Origin of the sequence: Chroococcidiopsis thermalis PCC 7203 (assembly GCF_000317125.1) — a bacterium.
In the GTDB taxonomy this organism is placed as follows: domain Bacteria; phylum Cyanobacteriota; class Cyanobacteriia; order Cyanobacteriales; family Chroococcidiopsidaceae; genus Chroococcidiopsis; species Chroococcidiopsis thermalis.
This window is the reverse complement of record NC_019695.1, coordinates 529,283-548,300: the sequence shown is the minus strand read 5'-3', so window position 1 is coordinate 548,300 and position 19,018 is coordinate 529,283. Positions and strand designations below refer to the sequence as shown.

14 protein-coding genes and 1 pseudogene are annotated in these 19,018 nt (G+C 46.0%); 8 read left to right on the top strand and 7 right to left on the bottom strand.

The features are described 5' to 3' along the window. Position 1: 1 nt before the first annotated feature. A pseudogene (locus tag CHRO_RS02410) lies at positions 2-333 on the bottom strand (type II toxin-antitoxin system PemK/MazF family toxin). Further along, positions 320-544 (bottom strand): hypothetical protein, encoded by a 225-nt coding sequence (locus tag CHRO_RS02405; RefSeq protein ID WP_015152582.1) that lies wholly within the window; start codon positions 542-544, stop codon positions 320-322. Before CHRO_RS02405 ends, CHRO_RS02410 begins: the two are co-directional and overlap by 14 nt. A gap of 343 nt (positions 545-887) precedes the next feature. Here CHRO_RS02405 and CHRO_RS29390 point away from each other — a divergent pair, with 343 nt between their 5' ends. Next, positions 888-4,391, top strand: coding sequence for a two-partner secretion domain-containing protein (locus CHRO_RS29390; RefSeq protein ID WP_015152581.1), 3,504 nt, complete (start codon positions 888-890; stop codon positions 4,389-4,391). Positions 4,392-4,446: 55 nt separating this feature from the next. On the opposite strand, the gene CHRO_RS31505 is transcribed toward CHRO_RS29390, so the two are convergent. Next, positions 4,447-4,599, bottom strand: a complete 153-nt coding sequence (locus CHRO_RS31505) for a hypothetical protein (RefSeq protein WP_158631856.1) — start codon at positions 4,597-4,599, stop codon at positions 4,447-4,449. A 49-nt stretch (positions 4,600-4,648) separates the two neighbouring features. On the opposite strand from CHRO_RS31505, the gene CHRO_RS02395 reads away from it, so the two are divergent. Continuing rightward, positions 4,649-7,390, top strand: coding sequence for a CHAT domain-containing protein (locus CHRO_RS02395; protein ID WP_015152580.1), 2,742 nt, complete (start codon positions 4,649-4,651; stop codon positions 7,388-7,390). 170 nt (positions 7,391-7,560) lie between these two features. Here CHRO_RS02395 and CHRO_RS02390 read toward each other — a convergent pair whose 3' ends face one another. Beyond that, positions 7,561-8,130: a DUF4168 domain-containing protein gene (locus CHRO_RS02390; RefSeq protein WP_015152579.1), complete on the bottom strand. Its 570-nt coding sequence runs from the start codon at positions 8,128-8,130 to the stop codon at positions 7,561-7,563. A gap of 306 nt (positions 8,131-8,436) precedes the next feature. Here CHRO_RS02390 and CHRO_RS02385 point away from each other — a divergent pair, with 306 nt between their 5' ends. Then, complete coding sequence (locus CHRO_RS02385; RefSeq protein WP_015152578.1) at positions 8,437-8,970, top strand: phosphate-starvation-inducible PsiE family protein; 534 nt, start codon at positions 8,437-8,439, stop codon at positions 8,968-8,970. A gap of 58 nt (positions 8,971-9,028) precedes the next feature. Here the strand turns inward: CHRO_RS02385 and CHRO_RS02380 are convergent, their stop codons facing one another. Both CHRO_RS02380 and CHRO_RS02375 read right to left on the bottom strand, forming a co-directional pair. After that, a complete protein-coding gene (locus tag CHRO_RS02380) occupies positions 9,029-9,298 on the bottom strand; it encodes a LapA family protein (protein WP_015152577.1) in 270 nt (89 codons plus the stop codon). 110 nt (positions 9,299-9,408) lie between these two features. Then, positions 9,409-10,860: a phosphoglucomutase/phosphomannomutase family protein gene (locus CHRO_RS02375; RefSeq protein WP_015152576.1), complete on the bottom strand. Its 1,452-nt coding sequence runs from the start codon at positions 10,858-10,860 to the stop codon at positions 9,409-9,411. A gap of 73 nt (positions 10,861-10,933) precedes the next feature. On the opposite strand from CHRO_RS02375, the gene CHRO_RS02370 reads away from it, so the two are divergent. From CHRO_RS02370 to selD, 5 genes are all read left to right on the top strand, one after another. After that, the gene (locus CHRO_RS02370) at positions 10,934-11,755 is read left to right on the top strand and encodes a PD-(D/E)XK nuclease family protein (protein WP_015152575.1); all 822 of its coding nucleotides are present in this window, start codon (positions 10,934-10,936) and stop codon (positions 11,753-11,755) included. Positions 11,756-12,007: 252 nt separating this feature from the next. Continuing rightward, positions 12,008-12,574, top strand: a complete 567-nt coding sequence (locus CHRO_RS02365) for a DUF3611 family protein (RefSeq protein WP_015152574.1) — start codon at positions 12,008-12,010, stop codon at positions 12,572-12,574. Between the two features lie 131 nt (positions 12,575-12,705). Next, positions 12,706-13,779 carry a bifunctional transcriptional activator/DNA repair enzyme AdaA gene (locus CHRO_RS02360; RefSeq protein WP_041462731.1) on the top strand — a complete coding sequence of 358 codons (1,074 nt, stop codon included), beginning with the start codon at positions 12,706-12,708 and terminating at the stop codon, positions 13,777-13,779. A 69-nt stretch (positions 13,780-13,848) separates the two neighbouring features. Beyond that, positions 13,849-14,712 carry a DMT family transporter gene (locus tag CHRO_RS02355; RefSeq protein WP_015152572.1) on the top strand — a complete coding sequence of 288 codons (864 nt, stop codon included), beginning with the start codon at positions 13,849-13,851 and terminating at the stop codon, positions 14,710-14,712. A 74-nt stretch (positions 14,713-14,786) separates the two neighbouring features. Further along, positions 14,787-17,246: a selenide, water dikinase SelD gene (selD, locus tag CHRO_RS02350; protein ID WP_015152571.1), complete on the top strand. Its 2,460-nt coding sequence runs from the start codon at positions 14,787-14,789 to the stop codon at positions 17,244-17,246. A 38-nt stretch (positions 17,247-17,284) separates the two neighbouring features. On the opposite strand, the gene groL is transcribed toward selD, so the two are convergent. Then, a complete protein-coding gene (groL, locus tag CHRO_RS02345) occupies positions 17,285-18,952 on the bottom strand; it encodes a chaperonin GroEL (protein WP_015152570.1) in 1,668 nt (555 codons plus the stop codon). Positions 18,953-19,018: the final 66 nt, after the last annotated feature.

The following is a 19,018-nucleotide window of genomic DNA, read 5'->3' as shown; positions in this document are numbered from 1 at the left end:
ATCAAAGCTGAAGATGTAGTTTGATGGCGTTATCTACTAGTGCCATCATTTCTTTGCTCAAGCAACCAATGCATTCACCATCAAGATGCTGTTTTGAGATGGTACGAATTTGTTGTGCTTGAACTTTAGACGATTTTGTCAAACCGCTATCTTTTGGTTCTAGCTTCACTTCAAACGGGTAAATGCGACTTACATTTGATGTAATTGGCAGTACTGTAACCATATCAGCAGATTATTCGCATTATTACTAATAATTAGCACAGGGCGGCGCTTACTAACTTCAGAACCAATTGTAGGGTTAAGATTAGCGTAATAAATCTCACCACGTTTCATTAGCAAGTCCATCAGCAACAGTCACTTCCCAATCAGGATCGATTTCCTGGTTTGCTTCGCGATAAGCTGCTTCTAACTCCTGCTGCTGTAACAACTGCAAAGCTGTTTCAATTACCTGAGAGCGCGATTTATGCTGATGCGTGTTTTTGTAAGTTTCAATAAATCTCATCAAAGATGAGGAGAGAGAGACGGAAATTTTTTCTGTAGCCACTTAGTAGTACCACATAGAATACTTTTCCATCCTACTAAAGATACTACTTTTGTTCCCCCCCCTTGGAAAGGGGGGCTAGGGGGATCTGCGGCTTTCAATTGGATGAAATACACAGACTGTAGGGGCGCACAGATGTGCGCCCCTACCAGCGTTATATATGCGATCGCGAATTACTGTAGATAAAAATAATGCGATCGCAACGTTTGCGCTTCTCTACACCCCTGCAAGCATTCTTAACCGCAGACAAGTGACTTTTCTGGCAATATCTCTTTAGGCAGTGTAGCCTTGAATACTGAGTTACTTGTCTAAAAAGATACGAGCAGAATGAGCGGAGAGGGGAGAAATGGGACGAATTTTTTGGCGTGAGGCACTAAGGCTAGGACTAGCTAGCGTGGTGATAGGAAGTACAGCGTTTGGGAGTACTGCGCTGGCTCAAGTTCCACCGGATAGCCAACTTAGACCTGATAATACTCTAGGTGTAGATAATTCCATAGTCAACTCCAGCCCAGATGGTATAGATACAATCTCTGGTGGAGCCACGCGGGGAAGTAATTTATTTCATAGCTTCGAGCAATTTTCCATCCCCAATGGACGAGCAGCTTTATTTGATAACGGAGCAAATATTCAAAATATCCTCACCAGAGTTACAGGTGGCTCCAGATCTGAGATTGATGGAATTTTAGCCGCAAGAGGTACGGCTAATTTATTCCTACTCAATCCTAACGGTATACTTTTCGGTCAAAATGCCAGCTTAAATATCGGTGGTTCCTTCATTGCCACAACAGCTAACAGTATCAACTTTGCCGATGGCACGCAGTTTAGCGCCACACCAGGTACGGGTACGCCACTGCTCACCGTCAGCGTCCCTTTGGGTTTGCAATTTGGTGTAAATCCAGGCAATATGATCAACCGTGCTAACGGTGTCGGTTTACAGGTAGATGCTGGCAGAACTCTTGCCTTAATTGGTGGCAATGTCAGCTTGGAAGGTGGGGACTTAACTGCTGCGGGTGGACGAGTAGAATTAGGTGCAGTTGCTGCCCCAGGCGTGGTAGGAATTAACCCCGATCTCAGTGGTTTCCGCTTCAGCTTTCCTACAGATTTAACCCTATCAGACATATCGCTAACAAACGCAGCCAATGTGAGAACAGTTGCTAGCAATGGTGGTAGCATGAGCGTCAATGCTCGTAACCTAAGTATTTCAGATAGAAGTAGCTTGGTGACTGGAATATTTCAAGGGACAGTTGACTCTCAAGCAGGAAATATAGAAATTAATGCTAGAGATACAGTCACCGTGGACGGCACGAGTTCCTCAACTTCTAGTAGCGGTATCCAAAACTCAACATTCGGCCTGGGAAATGCTGGTAATATCTCGATCGCCACAGGTTCTTTAAATATTATCGGTAATGCTCAGATTGGTTCTATTACCAACGGACAGGGTAATGCTGGTAGGGTAGATATCCAAGCCAGAGATCGAGTGTCTATTAACGGAGCTAGTGGTGGATTACTGAGCGCTGTAGCACCATCCGGTACTGGCAATGGTGCTGATATTAGCGTACGTGCAGGCTCGCTGTCCCTTTCCAACGGGGGGCTGATAGCTACTTCAACTCTTGGTAGAGGGAATGCGGGAAATATCCAAATTGAGATCGCGGGAGATATTTCTGTGAGTGGAGGCTCGGTGTTGCAGGCTGCTTCCTACAGTCAGGGAAATGCTGGGAACGTCACAATTACGGCTGGCGATCGCATTTCTTTTGATGGGGGTGCAGTAGCAAGCATTTTAGCTCTACCATCAGACTTGCCGAATAACTCTACTTTAGGCGAGATTCCACAGGTACAAAGCGATCGCGTCGGTGGCAACATTCGCATTAATGGGCGATCGCTGTCGTTAATAAATGGAACGCAAATAGCGACTTCAGTTAGACAAAAAGGTAATGCTGGCAATATAGAAGTCAATACCACCGAGGGTATTTCTGCTAGTGGCGGTTCGATATTGCAGGCTATTTCTGCTGGTGGAGGTAGTGCAGGTAATATCGCAATTACGGCTGGCGATCGCGTTTCTTTTGATGGAGTAGGTTCTAATGGCTTACCTAGTTCAGTCTTAAGCGTGTTGGATCAAACATCTGAGCTAGAAAGCGGGCGTAGAGGTGGCGATATCAAACTCAAAGCGCGATCGCTCTCTTTGACTAATGGCGCTCAATTCACGACTAGTACCTCGGGGCAGGGCAATGCAGGTAATGTAGAGATCGATGTGAGTGATGCTGTCAACTTTGTTGGGGTAAGCGAGGTCAATCCAAACTTCAGAAGTGGCATTTTTAGCACCGTAGAAGCGACTGGCAAAGGCAGAGGGGGTGATGTGAACTTGAGTGCTGGATCGCTATCCATCATTGATGGCGCTCAAGTCAATGCTAACTCTGGGGGTGAGGGAGACGCAGGTAACATTGCAATTAATGTGAAAAATGATACTAATCTCGATGGTACAGGACCTTTGTTTGGTGGCGGGATCTTCAGCAATTTGGAAGGAGGCGTAGGCAAAGGTGGCAATGTCAGCGTCACAACTGGCTCTTTGTCGTTAAAAAACGGAGCCAATATCTCTGCTAGCACCTTTAGTCAAGGAGATGCTGGTAGCGTCACGCTTGATGTCCGCGATCTCCTCTCCATTGATGGAACGAGTAATAGAGGATTTAGTAGTGGGGTGTTCAGCGCCGTTCAACAGCAAGCTGTAGGGAATGGTGGCAACGTCAATGTAGCAGCTGGCTCTATATCCTTAACTAATGGTGGTATTATCTCTGCTAGCTCTCTCGGTCAAGGCAACGCTGGCAATGTCACGATTGATGCTCGCGATGCTATTGTTTTGGATGGTGTGGGAACCAATAACCTTCCCAGTAGTGTTTTCAGTAGTGTTTCGGGAACTTCAGAGCTGTCAGGCGATCGCCAAGGTGGAGATATTCGGATTCGGGGGCGATCGCTCTCTTTAACTAATGGCGCTCAATTGAATACCAGCAACGCGGTGCGGGGTAGTGCAGGTAATATCGATGTAGATGTGCGATCGCTCAACCTCGATCGAGGCAACATTTTTGCTATCACCACTTCAGGCGATGGTGGTAATATTCGACTGCGGGCTAGTAAAGAATTACGACTACGCAACAACAGTCAAATCTCAACTACAGCAGGTACGAATCAACAACCTGGTGATGGTGGTAACATTAGCATCGATACTCCCCTCGTCATTGCTAATTCTGATGGCAATAACGATATTACTGCAAATGCATTCAGTGGCAGTGGTGGTAGGGTCGATATTACAGCCGATACTATCGTTGGATTCACGCCACTCTCGCGTCAAGAACTCCAGGCTTTGTTGGGAACTGACGATCCGACACAGTTAGATCCTAGCCGCCTGCCCAGTAACGACATTACAGCCATTTCTCAAACTAATCCCTCTCTTAGCGGCACTGTTACTTTCAATGCTGCCGATATCGATCCCAGTCGCGATATTGTAGAACTACCTACGGGATTGGTCGATGCTTCCACATTAGTCGCAGCCGGGTGTCCTTCGGGAGTAGAGAATCGATTTGCTGTCACCGGACGCGGCGGTTTACCTCCTTCCCCTGGAGATAAACTCAGTCCTGACGCTCTCCTCACAGATTGGGCAAGTTTGCAAACGCCGGAAACTCAAAACCGTGCCGCAGTAGAGCCAACTATCTCCAAGGCAGATCGGACAACAACTCCTGTAGAACCTATTCAGGAAGCCACATCCTGGCAATTCGATCGCGATGGCAAGGTGATTCTAACGACTGCACCCTTAGCTACTACACGCAGATATAATCCACCTACCTCCTGCCAAGGTTCGTAAACTTTACGAGCTAAAATTTACGATTTAAAATTTCCGGCTAAAAATTCACGACTAGTTAATGCTGGTTTTGAGCCGTAAGTGGTACGATTCCCTCTAGTCCTCTAGTTGTACCTAGAAATCGTCCGTGAGGATCGGTAGGAAAAGGATGCAAAACATATCTATAGGGGCGCGCAATTTGTAGGGACGCATAACTTGTGTAGGGGCGCACAACTGTGCGCCTCTACAGATCGTCGTTATCTCGTTTAAAAATCAATGGTATGAAAAACTCAAATAGAAAAAAATCTGTTGCTTCCCATTTTCGATTTCAACTAAAGCCAATATATTTCAATAGAAAACGGATTATTTATAGCTTGCTTGCCTCGATCGCATTGCTGTGTACGACACAAGTACCCGCGATCGCCAAAATTCCCGCCCCCTCTACGACGATTCCCAGTCAGTCAATCCCGATCGCACAGAAGGGCGATCGCCTGCAACAAGGTAAAACATTCTACGACGCAGGTAAGTATGCAGAGGCAGTCAACATACTGCAACAAGCACTGCAAGATTATCGAACTAAAAACGATACTCTCAAGCAAGCCCTAGCTTTGAGCAATCTCTCGCTGACATATCAACAACTCGGCGCTTGGACAGAAGCAAAACAGGCGATCGATGAGAGTCTCAAGTTGCTCGGATACGCAGCAGAGAAAACCCCCGACTCCCGACTCCCCTGTACGGGCGCACAGCAGTGCGCCCCTACCGACTCCCGCACCCAAGAAGTTCTCGCCCAAGCCTTAGACATCCAAGCCAGACTGCAATTATTGACAGGGGAAGCAGAAACGGCGATCGAGACTTGGGGGCGATCGGCAGCGCTTTATACTCAAGTTGGTAATAAAGCAGGAGAGATCCGCAGCCAAATTAATTCCGTCCAAGCATTACGGGCGATGGGACTGTACAGCCGTGCCTTAACAAAATCGACTGAAATCAACAAATCTCTGGGCAATACTCCCGCTTCTCTGACTAAAGCAGTTAGTTTGCGCAGCCTGGGAGAGGTTTTACAACAAGTTGGTGATTTGGAACAGTCTCGCAAAACCCTACAAGAAAGTTTGCAGATTGCCCAAAGCCTACCTTCTGCGCCAGAAACCGCAGCGACACTGTTGAGTTTAGGTAACACGGTCAGCGCTCAAGGAGATACCGACGCTGCTTTAGATTACTATCAACAAGCAGAAAAGTCTGCTCCTACTGCTAGTACCAAGCTTCAAGCCCAGCTGAACCAACTACAACTATTGAGTCAAACTCAACGAGATTCAGCCGCCCGAGAATTAATTCCTCAAATCGAAACTCAACTAGCCCAACTACCTCCCAGCCGAGCTACAGTTTACGCCCATATTAACTTTGCCGATAGTTTGATGAAACTAGGGAGCAGGGGGAAGAGAGCTGAGGGAGCCCAGGGAGCTGAGGGAGCAACTACCAACTACCAACTACCAACAACCCAAGAAATTGCCCAAGTTCTAGCAACTGCGGTGCAACAGGCAAGGAGTTTGAAAGATCCGCGAGCTGAAGCTTATGCTTTGGGTAGCTTGGGTGGATTGTACGAGCAAGTCGGACAGTTGGCAGAGGCAAAGAAACTGACTCAGCAAGCACTGTTGATTACTCAGTCAATTGATGCTCCAGATATTGCTTATAGCTGGCAATGGCAGTTGGGAAGGCTGCTGAAAGCAGAGAAAGATAATCAAGGTGCGATCGCGGCTTATGCTGATGCGGTGAAAACTCTCCAATCTCTGCGTAACGATCTAGTTAGCATCAATCCCACCGTACAGTTTTCTTTTCGCGAGAGCGTAGAACCGGTGTATCGGCAGTTTGTCGGGTTGCTGTTGCAAGATGATGGCACTCAACCGAGTCAAGAGAATCTCAACCAAGCTCGTACCGTCTTTGAATCTCTCAAAGCTGCCGAACTCGTCGATTTCTTTCGAGCAGCTTGTTTAGATACCCAGCCAACTCAAATCGATCGCGTCGATCCTCAAGCGGCTGTGATCTATCCGGTGATTTTAGAAGACCGTTTGGAAGTTATTGTCAGCTTGCCCAAGCAACCTTTGCGTCATTATGCTACGGCTTTACCGCGCACTCAAGTCGAAAGCGCGATCGACCAGTTACGGCAAAATTTGGTTATCCGCTACTCTCAAGACTTTTTGACTCTCTCCCAACAAGTTTATGACTGGTTGATCCGACCCGCCGCTGCCGATATTGAAAAAAGTGGTGTAACAACTTTGGTATTCGTGCTAGATATTTCCTTGCAGAAACTACCAATGGCGGCTCTGCACGATGGCAAACAGTTTCTCGTCCAAAAATATAGCGTTGCTCTCACGCCCAGTCTAGAATTACTCCAGCCCCAGCCTTTAAGCCGAGAGCGTTTGAGAGCCTTGACTGCTGGACTGACCGAACCACGAGGAGATTATCCAGCGCTGACGAATGTAGCCTTAGAGCTGAATCAAATTCGCTCGGAAGTGCCAGGAAGAGAGTTACTCAATCAAAATTTCACTAGCACATCGCTGAGAAACCAAATTAAATCTCTGCCTTTTTCCATCGTCCATATTGCCAGTCACGCTCAGTTTGGTTCGCAAGCCGATCAGACATATATTCTCGCTTGGGATGGACCGATCAATGTTAAGCAGTTAGACGAACTGCTGCGGGTACGCGAACCTAGCTCGGACTTAGAACGACCAAATGCGATCGAACTTCTGGTATTGAGCGGCTGTCGTACTGTTGCTGGAGATAGACGCGCTGCTCTCGGTATGGCTGGAGTCGCGGTCAGAGCCGGGGCGCGTAGTACCTTGGCAACTCTCTGGTATGTCAGCGATGCTGCTACCGTACCGCTCATGAGTCAGTTCTACCAGGAGCTATCTACGGCTGAGATGACAAAAGCCGAGGCACTCCGCCGCGCTCAACTTGCTCTACTACAAAACCCACGCTATCGCCATCCAGTTTACTGGGCACCCTACGTTTTGGTAGGGAATTGGCTGTAGTCTAGTGACTAGTGACTGGTGGCTGGTGACTAGAATCTTTGCCTTGTGACTAGTGACTGGTGGCTGGTGACTAGAATCTTTGCCTTGTGACTAGTGACTGGTGGCTGGTGACTAGAATCTTTGTCTAGCCACTAGCCACTAGCCACTAGCCTCTAACCACTAGCCACTAATTAGCCAGCAGTCTTAATCATTTCTCGCACTTTTTGCAGTAAGTCTGGATTTTGTCTCAGGGTGAGAAAGATTTGATTAAATCGCTGGATATCTAAACCTTCCCCCTTGACAGCTTGCTCCATTTGCCCTTGGGTGGACTGCTCAATTTTTTCGATTTTGGCGTTGGCTTGATCGAATTTCTTGTTTTCGTCAGGGGTAATTTTGGCTGTAGGCTGCGCTTGAGGATTTCGGCGCGATTGGTAAATTTCCCCAAACCGTTTTTCGCTCAAATCTTCCTGTTGAATTGCTTGAACAATCTGATTTTGGGCGTTCTCTTGGATAGGTTGTAGTTTTTTGACTGCGTTAGCAAATTGTTGCAGTTCTTTCTGACTAACCTGCGCTGGGGCTGGTTTTTGAGTTGGTGGCTGAGACTGAGAAGGTTGAGTTGGTTGAGTCGGATTTTGGGACGGGCTATCTGTCTGTGAAAGCTGGATTTCTTTCGGTACAGAACCTGATTGCGCCCAAGCAGCACCACCACTCAATGCCACTGCGATCGCCATACCTATGAATGATAGATATCTAGCTTTCATGCAAGTTACACCTCAAACAAACTTTTTCCATGAAATCATCGCACATAATTTCCCAAATCCTCCTAAGGAAAGATGTGCTTAGAGAACAAAATCTCTGCGGTATGTTGACCTATTTTGAAAAAAATTTGGCAGGCGATCGCTCCAGATACTCAACCCAGCAATGATTACCAGTCTTCTGCAAATAGTCGTAGTTGTCGCTCGCGATCGAGGACAATAATTATTTATATAACTTTTTCAAAATTTAAAACTTAAAAACATAAGTTAATGTAAGCATAACGAGCTAACCGCACACAGGAGAATTTCCCAATGAATCAGCCTTTAAAAAGCCCATTGCATTATTGGTACGAATTTTTCAATCGTAGTGCGATCGTGCGTAGCTTAGAAACTATTCAGGATTTAATTGTCATCTCTCTGTGCGTTGGTTTGTTCTGTGTCATGGCAATTCAACTGAGGGGAATATTCTTTATGTTGCTACCCCCTCTTAATTTCCACCAAATCGCGGCTGATATTCTGTTCCTACTGATTCTGGTTGAGTTGTTCCGACTGCTAATTATCTACCTGCAAGAACAGCGAGTATCGATTGGTGTAATGGTGGAAGTGTCTATTGTATCTGTATTGCGAGAAGTGATCGTGCGGGGAGTTTTAGAAGTTCCCTGGAATCAGATCTTAGCTGCATGTGCCTTTCTGCTGGTATTAGCAGCCCTACTCGTTGTCCGCGTTTGGATACCCCCCACATTCAAAGGTATCGATCCTGAAAAGCAGTACGCCAAAACCTATCACAATGGATCTATGCCAGACAGAAGCAAGCAGTCTCACAAAGAGATTCGCTTATCGGAATAGCATACAGGAGTTCTCTATTTTGTAGATTGTAGAGATGTTATGGCGTAGCGTCTCTACACTATTCATCAAAAGAAAATTCATCTTCAATGTCTTCCTCAATAGATCGTGCAGGTGTACTCCCTATACCCCAGAGAGGCTGCATCAAAGCCGTTGCAACCACCCCTACCCCAGCACTAACAGCCAAAACAAAACCAACTGGTAATTGAATTGTCTGGTAGCGTAAAAACTTCAGCCGAATTGGATCGGCATTTTGCATAGATAGCAGCGAGATCGCCACAATCCAAACAGCGACAATAGAAGAAGTGAGAAGACTAGCGAAGGATTTCATAGATTAGGGAGTAGGGAGTAGGGAGTAGTGAGAGTTCGTGTTTATATTTCTCCTGACTTTTGACTCCTGACTTCTCAGTTTTGACTTTTAACTTTTAACTTTTGACTTATCTATATACCAATTTGCCCGATCGCTCTTTCCATTTCCATCACAATTCGATCTTGCTTGTCGAGAGAGTTGGTTTCCATGTAGACGCGCATGAGGGGTTCCGTACCTGATGGGCGTAACAGTATCCAACTGCCCTCTGCTAAATACAGTTTAACTCCGTCTTTGCGACTGACCTCTTTAACTGCGATTCCGGCGATCGCCCTGGGAGGATTTTGAGTAAAACTGTCGATAATGGCGGCTTTGTGGGCATCGCTGAGGTGCAAATCGATGCGGTGGTTGTACAGGGGACCATCAGCATCAGCAATTGCTTCTGCAACTAACTGACTCAATGGCTTACCTGCATAGGCGATCGCCTCAGCAACTAGCATATTTGCGAGTATCCCATCTTTTTCGGGAATATGTCCGATTACGCTTAAACCACCCGATTCTTCGCCGCCAATCAAGACAGTGGTTTCGCGCATTTTTTCCCCAATATACTTGAATCCTACAGGAGTTTCGTACAAAGGTAATCTGTATTTAACGGCAAAATTATCGAGTAAACGTGTGGTGGCGACAGTACGGACGATCGCTCCTGTTTTGCCTTTATTTTCAATTAAGTGACGGGCAAGCAGTAACAAGACAGCATTCGGGGTTAAAATATTGCCCAATTCGTCTACAATACCGAAGCGATCGCTATCTCCATCCGTAGCTAAGCCCAAGTCAGCGGCATCTGCTTGTACGGCTGCTACCAACTGAGTTAACTGTTTGCCTTGTGGTTCCGGCATTCCACCACCAAACAAGACATCTCGGTAGGCGTGGAATGTTTCTAACTCGCAACCGCAGTATCTCAATACCGTATCTAGGTAGCCGCGAGAAGTCGAGTAGAGGGCATCATACTTTACCCTCAGCCTAGCATGACGAATTTTTTCGATATCAATCAGAGAATAGATAAATTTCAGATATTCGGGCTGGGGATTAAAAGTAGAAATTCTGTCATTGCGGATAAATTTTGGCGGAGTATCCTCCACACCAAAAATATTTGCCACAATTGTATCAGTAATCTCTGGAGTAGCAGGACCAGCATAGTCGGGAATGTATTTAATCCCGCAATAGGGTGCAGGGTTGTGGCTAGCGGTGAACATTAATGCCCCTGCTGAGTTTAAGTAACGGGCATTATAAGCAATTACCGGAGTCGGACAATCGCGATCGGTAATTTTCACACTCCATCCCAATTCTGCTAAGACTTCGGCAGCGGTACGGGCAAATTTTTCTGCCAGAAAACGGGTGTCGTACGCCACCAAAACTGGTCTACTTTTAGTGTATGCAGTTTCTAGGTAACTTGCGATCGCCCTTGTCACTCGTCGGACGTTGGCGAAGGTAAAATCATCAGCGATGATTCCCCGCCATCCGTCAGTACCGAATTTAATTTTGCCGATTTGACTGGCATTCACAGTTTGCCACCCTATATTCATCATTAATAGTACAAGAAGTTTCTTGCTTCACTCCTTTGTTAGACAGTCCGTATCTTTGTTGTTTCTTCTGAGAACGATGCCAATTCTTGGGCAACCCTTTGTTAGTTATCACTTGTGGTCGTTAGTTGTCCCAGCCGTAGGACAAGAACGCTGGCATTGCCAAATGAAGCGGGGTTTTATCAAAGCGAGACAAAAAGAACCGATCGTTCAATCGTTACTTACCCAAGCTAGCATTCCGCAGCGAATTGGGTTGTTGGCGCAAAAAGGCGTTTACGAGTTCCACCGTCACCGTCAATTTCTGACTCAACCTGATGGCGTGGAAAGAGTCTCGCAGTTACTTAAACTCGGCAAATTAACCACACAAGTTCAGCAGCGAGTAACGCAGATTCTCAAAAATTATCACGCTCATCCATTATTAGTAGGAAAACATATTATTGAATTAACTAGTGGTGAGGAAGGATTTCCTAAACCAATTTGGATCGAACAACAAAACTACCGATTTCGACTCTATGCTACGATGGACTGTATTTTAACAGAATCAGATAAAACATTACACATTATCGATTTTAAAACGGGTAAATCTATCTTCGACCAAAGACAAGCATTTGTCTACCTCGTTGCTGCCCGTTATTTATATCCTCAATATACAGCAGTTGCTTCCTTTTATAATTTAGAACAGTGTAAAACCTCCGCTCTAATTCGCGTCACTCCCAGTCAACTCGACGCAATTGAAAGTCAACTGGCAAGGATTGCAATTCGCCACCAGCGAGATATTAATAAATACGAACAAAACCCCTATAATTTTAGTAAAATCTTTCCTCCCAATCCAGGTTATCACTGTCGGTACTGTTCCTTCAGTGCAATTTGCGAATTTTCCAACTTCAAACCCTCTAAGTAGCTCGTTCAAAGCCTTTTTGCGTTCTTCTTCGCGTCTTTGCGACTTTGCGCGACATAAAATCCAGACCCCTTGCCATATCCTGAGAAAGCTAGGTTTAAAAATATCTTTACATAAACGCAGAGGTTGCTGGTGAACCTACCCCTCGGTCTATCTCATTATATATAAAATTATCCCAACAGCTAACTTTGGGTTGATGATTTCTCTCAATAGCTTCTTTATAACAAAGGTAAAATATGCCTGTGAGAGAAATACATGTCTGAAATAATCAAAGACTCATTACCAACACCAACTAAACAAAGATTCGCCGCTGCTTTTCGGATTGTAAGTCGATTTAGCTTTTGGATACAGCTAGCATTAGCGAGTACCTCTGGAATTGCTTTAATATTTGCCATCCTTAGCCGCAATGCCAGCGAGGTAGCAGAGAATGCCAGTATTAGCCTGAGTATATTTCTAGCAATTGTCGGTGTATTACTAGCTGCCTTTAGCGTAGTTTGGGCTTTTAGAGATCGAAGTTTAGCTAGACGCTTGCAATCAAGCGATCGCACGATTCATCCTCGCAAAGAAGAAGTCATTCAAGCTTTAAAAATTGGTTTAATCGTCAGTTTTATCGGAATGTTAATCGCTTTTGTTGCCTCAGAAGTCAGCGCGATCGCAGTATTATCAAAATCTTTATCCGTTCCCCAGGGGGTCGCAATATATAATCGCCAAAATCTAATTCGTTCTTTAGATATTTTGGTAATCTTATCTAACGTTAACTTAATCGGAACTCATTTAATCGGTAGTATAACCTCTTTAGGACTTCTAGAATGGATTGACTAAAGAGTAGAGGCGATCGCACTTCATCCTTCACGCTAGCTTACCGAATCGATGTCATGTCGCTTTTTCGGTAGACGGCAATGTATGGGCTTGCAACAATAGCCAGTATGGAATTGAATTGCGTACCCGTGCAAATGAACTTAAATCTCTTGCCATCGCGCGCTGAAATGGAACAAGCCGCTTGTAGCAAAGATGCTAGCTATGACGGCGTGTTTTTTGTAGCTGTCCGCACGACAGGAATTTTTTGTCGCCCTTCTTGTCCTGCCCGTGCGAAACTGGAAAACGTCGAATTCTTTCCCACAATTCGGGATGCTGTGCTTGCAGGTTATCGTCCTTGTAAACGATGTCATCCGCTTTTAGTTTATGGGGCGCTGCCAGATTGGGTGACAACATTGATACAGCGCGTAGAAACTGCACCAGATCTAAAAATTACAGCCGCAGAACTGCGTGAGTTAAAAACAACTCCCGAACGAGTCCGACGCTGGTTTCGAGAGCATTACGGCATGACATTTGTAGAATGGTGTCGCAGCAGACGATTGGCGAATGCTTTGACGCAAATTCGAGCGGGAGCCACGTTAGATGATGTTGTCTTTGCCAATCAATATGAATCTCATAGTGGGTTTAGAGAAGCCTTCAGCAAAGTCTTTGGTGTCCCCCCAGGACAAAGCCAAACTAGCGACTTTGTAGCCACGCAAATTTTAGAAACACCTTTAGGAGCATTACTTGTTGGTGCAGTCGAGCGAGGGATATGCGCGATCGCCTATACAGATAAGCAAATGCTTGAGCATAACTATGCCACAATTCGCAAGCATTTTGGTTATCCAATTCTCCCCGTGACGAATCATCATATCGAGCATTTGCGAGATGAACTGGCGTGTTATTTCGCAGGTAAGTTAACCGAGTTTACAACTCCTTTGGTTCCACAAGGGACTGCATTTCAAGAAAAAGTTTGGTCAGAGTTACAACGCATTCCTTATGGGACGACAATCTCTTATGATGAACTGGCTCGGCGGATCGGTCAGCCAACAGCAGTTCGTGCCGTAGCTAGAGCAAATGGGATGAATCGGATCGATATCCTGATTCCCTGTCATCGCGTAATTGGCAAAGATGGACAATTAACTGGATACAACGGTGGAATTTGGCGAAAACGGTTGCTGTTGGAACTAGAGCGGACTGGAAAATTGCCAAGCCACGAAACAATTCAGTAATTTTTCATAGCCCCCTTGTTAAGGGGGTTGGGGGATCGAAAAACTACTAAGCATTCTGCAATTTTAAAAATGAAACCAATCGATCTAGCGCGCTTATTTTTACTCGCTGCGCTTTGGGGCAGTTCGTATTTATTTATCCGTATTGCAGCTCCTGTTTTAGGAGTTCTCTTCACCATCAGCTTACGGATTATTTTAGCAGCGGTTGCATTAGGTTTATCTGGCGCGATCGCCTCACCATTCAAGCTCAAAAGTCGTTGGCAGTCTTATCTTTTGTTGGGTTTATTCAACAATGTCATTCCTTTTTTATTAATTGCGATCGCCGTTGTCAACCTTAATGCTTCAATTGCGGCAATTTTAAATGCAACAGCTCCTCTATTTACAGCGATCGTTTCAGCTATTTGGTTGAAAGAATCGCTAAACAAACGTAAAGCGATTGGATTAGTATTAGGGATTGTTGGAGTTGCTGTTTTAGTTGGATGGAGTCCTTTACCGCTATCACCTTCAGTCATTTTCGGAGGAATATCAGCTTTAATTGCAGCCCTCTCCTATGGTATTGCTGCTGTGTATGCCCGTCGCAGATTTATACACGATCGAGTTGCTGAAACTGCCTTCGGACAATTAACTAGTTCGAGTATTTTGCTGATTCCGGTTGCTTTTGCAACTTTTCCTCAAACACTTCCCTCGCTCGAAGTTATTTTTGCAGTCGCCGTACTCGCGATCGCGTGTACTGCTATTGCCTATCCGCTCTACTTTCAACTAATTTCTAATATCGGTGCGACTGGAGCAATAACTGTTGCTTTTTTAATTCCTGTTTTCAGTCTGTTATTTGGCAATATTTTCCTCGGCGAACCCGTGAATTCTGGCTTAATTTTTGGATTGATAACAATTTTACTGAGCGTTTGGTTAGTCATTAATCCAAAACAGCAGAAATAATTGCGATCGCGTTCCGCCTTCACCTCGACTAATTTGTCAGAATCAATATGAGAGATATTTTATTTTGAGAGTGAATGCAGCGATCGCAACTCGTAACTAAAGATTTAGTCCTGATTGGCGGCGGTCACAGCCATGCTATTGTCCTGAGAATGCTGGGCATGAAACCGATACCAGGCATTCGAGTCACATTAATTACAGAAGCGTCAGATACTCCTTATTCGGGGATGTTACCCGGTCACGTTGCCGGATTTTACACTCATGAAGAATGCCACATCGATCTGCGACGTTTAGCTCAATTTGCTCGGGTGCAATTTTATCGCGATCTCGTTGTTGGATTAGATTTAGTTAATAAAAAAGTTATTTGTGCCAATCGTCCGCCTGTAGCGTACGATTTGCTTTCCGTTGATATTGGCAGCACTCCGGCTCAAATTTCCGTACCTGGTGCAGCAGAGTACGCGATTCCAGCAAAACCAGTGGCGCAGTTTCTGCAACATTGGTATGACTTGTGTAGAGACGTTACAACATGTAGAGACGTTACATGTAACGTCTCTACATTGCGCCTGGGAATTGTCGGTGGAGGTGCTGGCGGAGTCGAGTTAGCAATGGCAATGCAGGGTCATTTGCAGTCTATAAGATCCCCCCAACCCCCCTTAAAAAGGGGGGCTAAGTCTTCTCGCTTATTCAGGGAGGAGAGGGAAGATCGAGATCTAGAAATTCATCTATTTCAGCGCGGTGCTGAATTAATGCCAAATTACAATTCCTGGGTACGGCATCGCTGTCAAGAGATTTTAATCCACAAAAGAATTCAACTACACCTGCAAGAAACCGTTTGTGAAATCCAATCGTACCCCACACCCTACACCTATACGGGCGGGTTTCCAAACCCGCCCCTACCAACACCCTACACCATCAAATGTGAATCTGGATTGCAGGTAGAATGCGATCGCATCTTCTGGGTAACGCAAGCCTCCGCACCCGATTGGCTACAAGCCGCAGGAATCGCCACTGACGAACGCGGATTTATTCTCGTCAACGATGCACTACAATCGGTTTCCCATCCAGATGTATTTGCAGCGGGTGATATTGCCTCAATGGTAAATTATCCCCGTCCCAAAGCTGGAGTATTTGCCGTGCGCCAAGGCAAACCTTTATTTAAAAACCTGCGACGAGCATTATTAGGGCGATCGCTACAGCCTTACAAACCGCAGAAACAATATTTAAGTTTAATCGGTACGGGAGACGGCAAAGCGATCGCGGCATGGGGAAAACTTGGTTTTGGCGCTACTGGCTGGCTGTGGCGCTGGAAAGATGCGATCGATCGCAAATTCATGCAACGGTTTAGTAACTTACCGCAAATGCAGGAGAAAGGGCAAAAGTCAAAAGTTAAAAGTCAAACGTCAAAACAAATTCCGAATTCCGAATTCCGAATTCCGAATTCCGAATTCCCTATGCCTTGTGCTGGCTGCGGTTCTAAGGTTAGCAGCACAGTTTTAGCAAGGGTACTCAATCAAATCAAGCAGGATAGTACTAACTGGTGCAATCGCCAAGATATTATTATCGGGCTAGATGCTCCTGACGATGCGGCGGTGGTGGAAGTACCAGGCGGTTTGTGGATGGTACACACCATAGATCATTTCCACAGTCTCATCAACGATCCGTATATTTTTGGACAAATTACTGCCAACCATTGCCTCAGCGATATTTTTGCAATGGGTGCGACACCTCAAAGTGCATTGGCGATCGCAACTATTCCCTATGCTTTAGAATCCAAAACAGAAGAAACCCTTTATCAGTTACTATCCGGCGCAGTCAAAGTGCTAGCTGACGCGCAGACACCTTTGGTAGGTGGACACACAACTGAAGGCAGCGAATTGGAATTTGGCTTATCTTGTAACGGTTTAGTCCACCCGAATAAACTTCTGCGCAAAGGTGGAATGCAGCCAGGACAAGTTCTAATTTTAACTAAAGCCCTTGGTACGGGAACCCTTTTTGCTGCCGAGATGCAACGGGAAACTAAAGGAGATTGGATCGATCGCGCTGTTACTTCAATGTTGCAATCGAATCAAGTCGCAGCTGCTTGTTTAATGGCACATGGAGCCACTGCTTGTACTGATGTTACGGGTTTTGGGCTTGCCGGACACTTGTACGAAATGGTTCGAGCTTCCCGTAGCGTAGGCATCTCTGCCTGTGCGGTAGATTTAAATTTAGCAGCAATTCCTGCTCTAGAAGGTGCGATCGCTACATTACAAAAAGGAATTGTCAGTTCGCTGCAAGCGGAAAATTTACGCATTGCTCGTTTTATTACCGATCTAAACATCGCTGGTTCAGAATCGCTCAGCCCGTCTGCTCGCTACTCGCTCTTATTCGATCCGCAGACATCGGGCGGTTTACTAGCATCAATTCCAGCAGAACAAGCCAGTCAATGTCTAGATAAGCTACATAGTTTAGGCTATGCACAAAGTTGCATTATTGGCAAGGTAGTAGATTTAGAGGGCGATCGCCAACCAATAACCATAAATTTATCCAATGTATAGGGGCGCACAGCCGTGCGCCCTTACGAGGGTTATGCAGGCTACATCATACCCATGCCACCCATACCGCCCATACCACCCATGCCGCCCATGCCACCCATGCCACCCATGTCAGGAGCAGCAGCAGCTTTCTTCTCTGGCTTTTCAACCACTAGGGCTTCGGTCGTTAACACCATACCAGCAATCGAACCAGCGTTTTGTAATGCCGAACGCACAACCTTAGCAGGGTCGAGAATGCCAGCAGCAATCAGATCTTCAAACTCGCCAGTTGCCGCATTGTAACCAACGTTAAACTCGGTTTCCCGCACTCTCTCAACCACGACAGAGCCTTCAGCCCCTGCATTGTCTGCCATTTGGCGTAAGGGAGCTTCCAGCGCTCTAGCGACGATTTCAGCGGCAACTTTTTCTTCGTCTTGCAAGCTGGCTTTAAATTCGTCCACCTTCTTCGCCAAGTGGATTAGAGTCGTTCCGCCGCCAGGGACGATACCTTCTTCAACTGCGGCTTTAGTCGCGTTAAGCGCGTCTTCGATTCGCAGTTTGCGGTCTTTGAGTTCGGTTTCGGTTGCTGCACCAACTTTAATGACTGCTACGCCACCAGCTAGCTTAGCAATTCGCTCTTGCAGTTTCTCCTTGTCATAGTCGGAGTCAGATTCTGCTAGTTGCTTGCGAATTTGACCAATACGCTTTTCTACATCGGCTCTGTTGTCGCCTTCAGCAACGATTGTGGTAGATTCTTTGTCGATGATGACTTTACGGGCAACACCCATCATTTCCAAAGAAGCGGTATCTAAGCTCAAACCGATTTCTTCAGAAATCAACTGACCGCCAGTGAGTACGGCAATGTCGCGCAACATTTCTTTACGGCGATCGCCAAATCCTGGCGCTTTAATCGCGCAGACGCTCAACACGCCACGAGCTTTATTCACAACCAAAGTTGCTAAAGCTTCCCCATCAACATCTTCAGCAATAATAATCAGAGGTTGTCCGGCACGAGCGACTTTTTCCAAAATCGAAATCAAATCTTGGATCGTGCTGATTTTCTTGTCTGTAATCAACAGGCGAGGATTCTCAAACTCTGCTACCATCCGCTCGTTGTCGGTGATGAAGTAGGGAGAAATATAACCTCGATCCAACTGCATCCCTTCTACCACGTCTAAATCGGTCGTGAGAGACTTGGATTCCTCAACGGTAATCACACCGTCTTTGGTGACTCGCTCCATTGCCTCAGCGATCATCGCCCCAACTTCTTCATCGTTTCCAGCCGAGACAGTCGCCACAGAGGCGATCGCATTTCCTTCGACTGGTTTGGCGACAGCAGCTATTTCTTCTACCAACTTGGCAACGGTTTTCTCTATTCCGTGACGCAGCGCTACTGGATTAGCTCCCGCTGCAACGTTTCGCAAGCCCTCGCGAATCATCGCTTGGGCGAGAACTGTCGCCGTTGTCGTACCATCCCCAGCTACATCTTTAGTTTTCGATGCAACTTCCTGAATCAGACGCGCCCCAGTATTTTCTAGGGGGTCTTCCAACTCAATTTCTTTAGCTACGGTAATTCCGTCATTAACGATCTGCGGCGCACCGTACTTTTTCTCTAACAAGACGTTGCGACCTTTTGGACCCAGGGTAATTTTCACGGCATCGGCAAGGGCATTCACACCCCGTTCCAACGCCCGCCGCGATTCATCATCAAACGCAACGATTTTTGACATACGCTTCGTTTCCTCAAGCTTCCATTAGTCAATTTAGCACTCTCTTGAGTTGAGTGCTAATGAAAC

Coding starts and splice junctions, on each gene's coding strand:
- CHRO_RS02365 (WP_015152574.1), top strand. CDS start 12,008: ATGTCTGAAATAATCAAAGACTCATTACCAACACCAACTAAACAAAGA.
- CHRO_RS02385 (WP_015152578.1), top strand. CDS start 8,437: ATGAATCAGCCTTTAAAAAGCCCATTGCATTATTGGTACGAATTTTTC.
- CHRO_RS02375 (WP_015152576.1), bottom strand. CDS start 10,860: ATGATGAATATAGGGTGGCAAACTGTGAATGCCAGTCAAATCGGCAAA.
- CHRO_RS02395 (WP_015152580.1), top strand. CDS start 4,649: ATGAAAAACTCAAATAGAAAAAAATCTGTTGCTTCCCATTTTCGATTT.
- CHRO_RS02370 (WP_015152575.1), top strand. CDS start 10,934: ATGCCAATTCTTGGGCAACCCTTTGTTAGTTATCACTTGTGGTCGTTA.
- selD (WP_015152571.1), top strand. CDS start 14,787: ATGCAGCGATCGCAACTCGTAACTAAAGATTTAGTCCTGATTGGCGGC.
- CHRO_RS29390 (WP_015152581.1), top strand. CDS start 888: ATGGGACGAATTTTTTGGCGTGAGGCACTAAGGCTAGGACTAGCTAGC.
- CHRO_RS02355 (WP_015152572.1), top strand. CDS start 13,849: ATGAAACCAATCGATCTAGCGCGCTTATTTTTACTCGCTGCGCTTTGG.
- CHRO_RS02390 (WP_015152579.1), bottom strand. CDS start 8,130: ATGAAAGCTAGATATCTATCATTCATAGGTATGGCGATCGCAGTGGCA.
- groL (WP_015152570.1), bottom strand. CDS start 18,952: ATGTCAAAAATCGTTGCGTTTGATGATGAATCGCGGCGGGCGTTGGAA.
- CHRO_RS02380 (WP_015152577.1), bottom strand. CDS start 9,298: ATGAAATCCTTCGCTAGTCTTCTCACTTCTTCTATTGTCGCTGTTTGG.
- CHRO_RS02360 (WP_041462731.1), top strand. CDS start 12,706: ATGAACTTAAATCTCTTGCCATCGCGCGCTGAAATGGAACAAGCCGCT.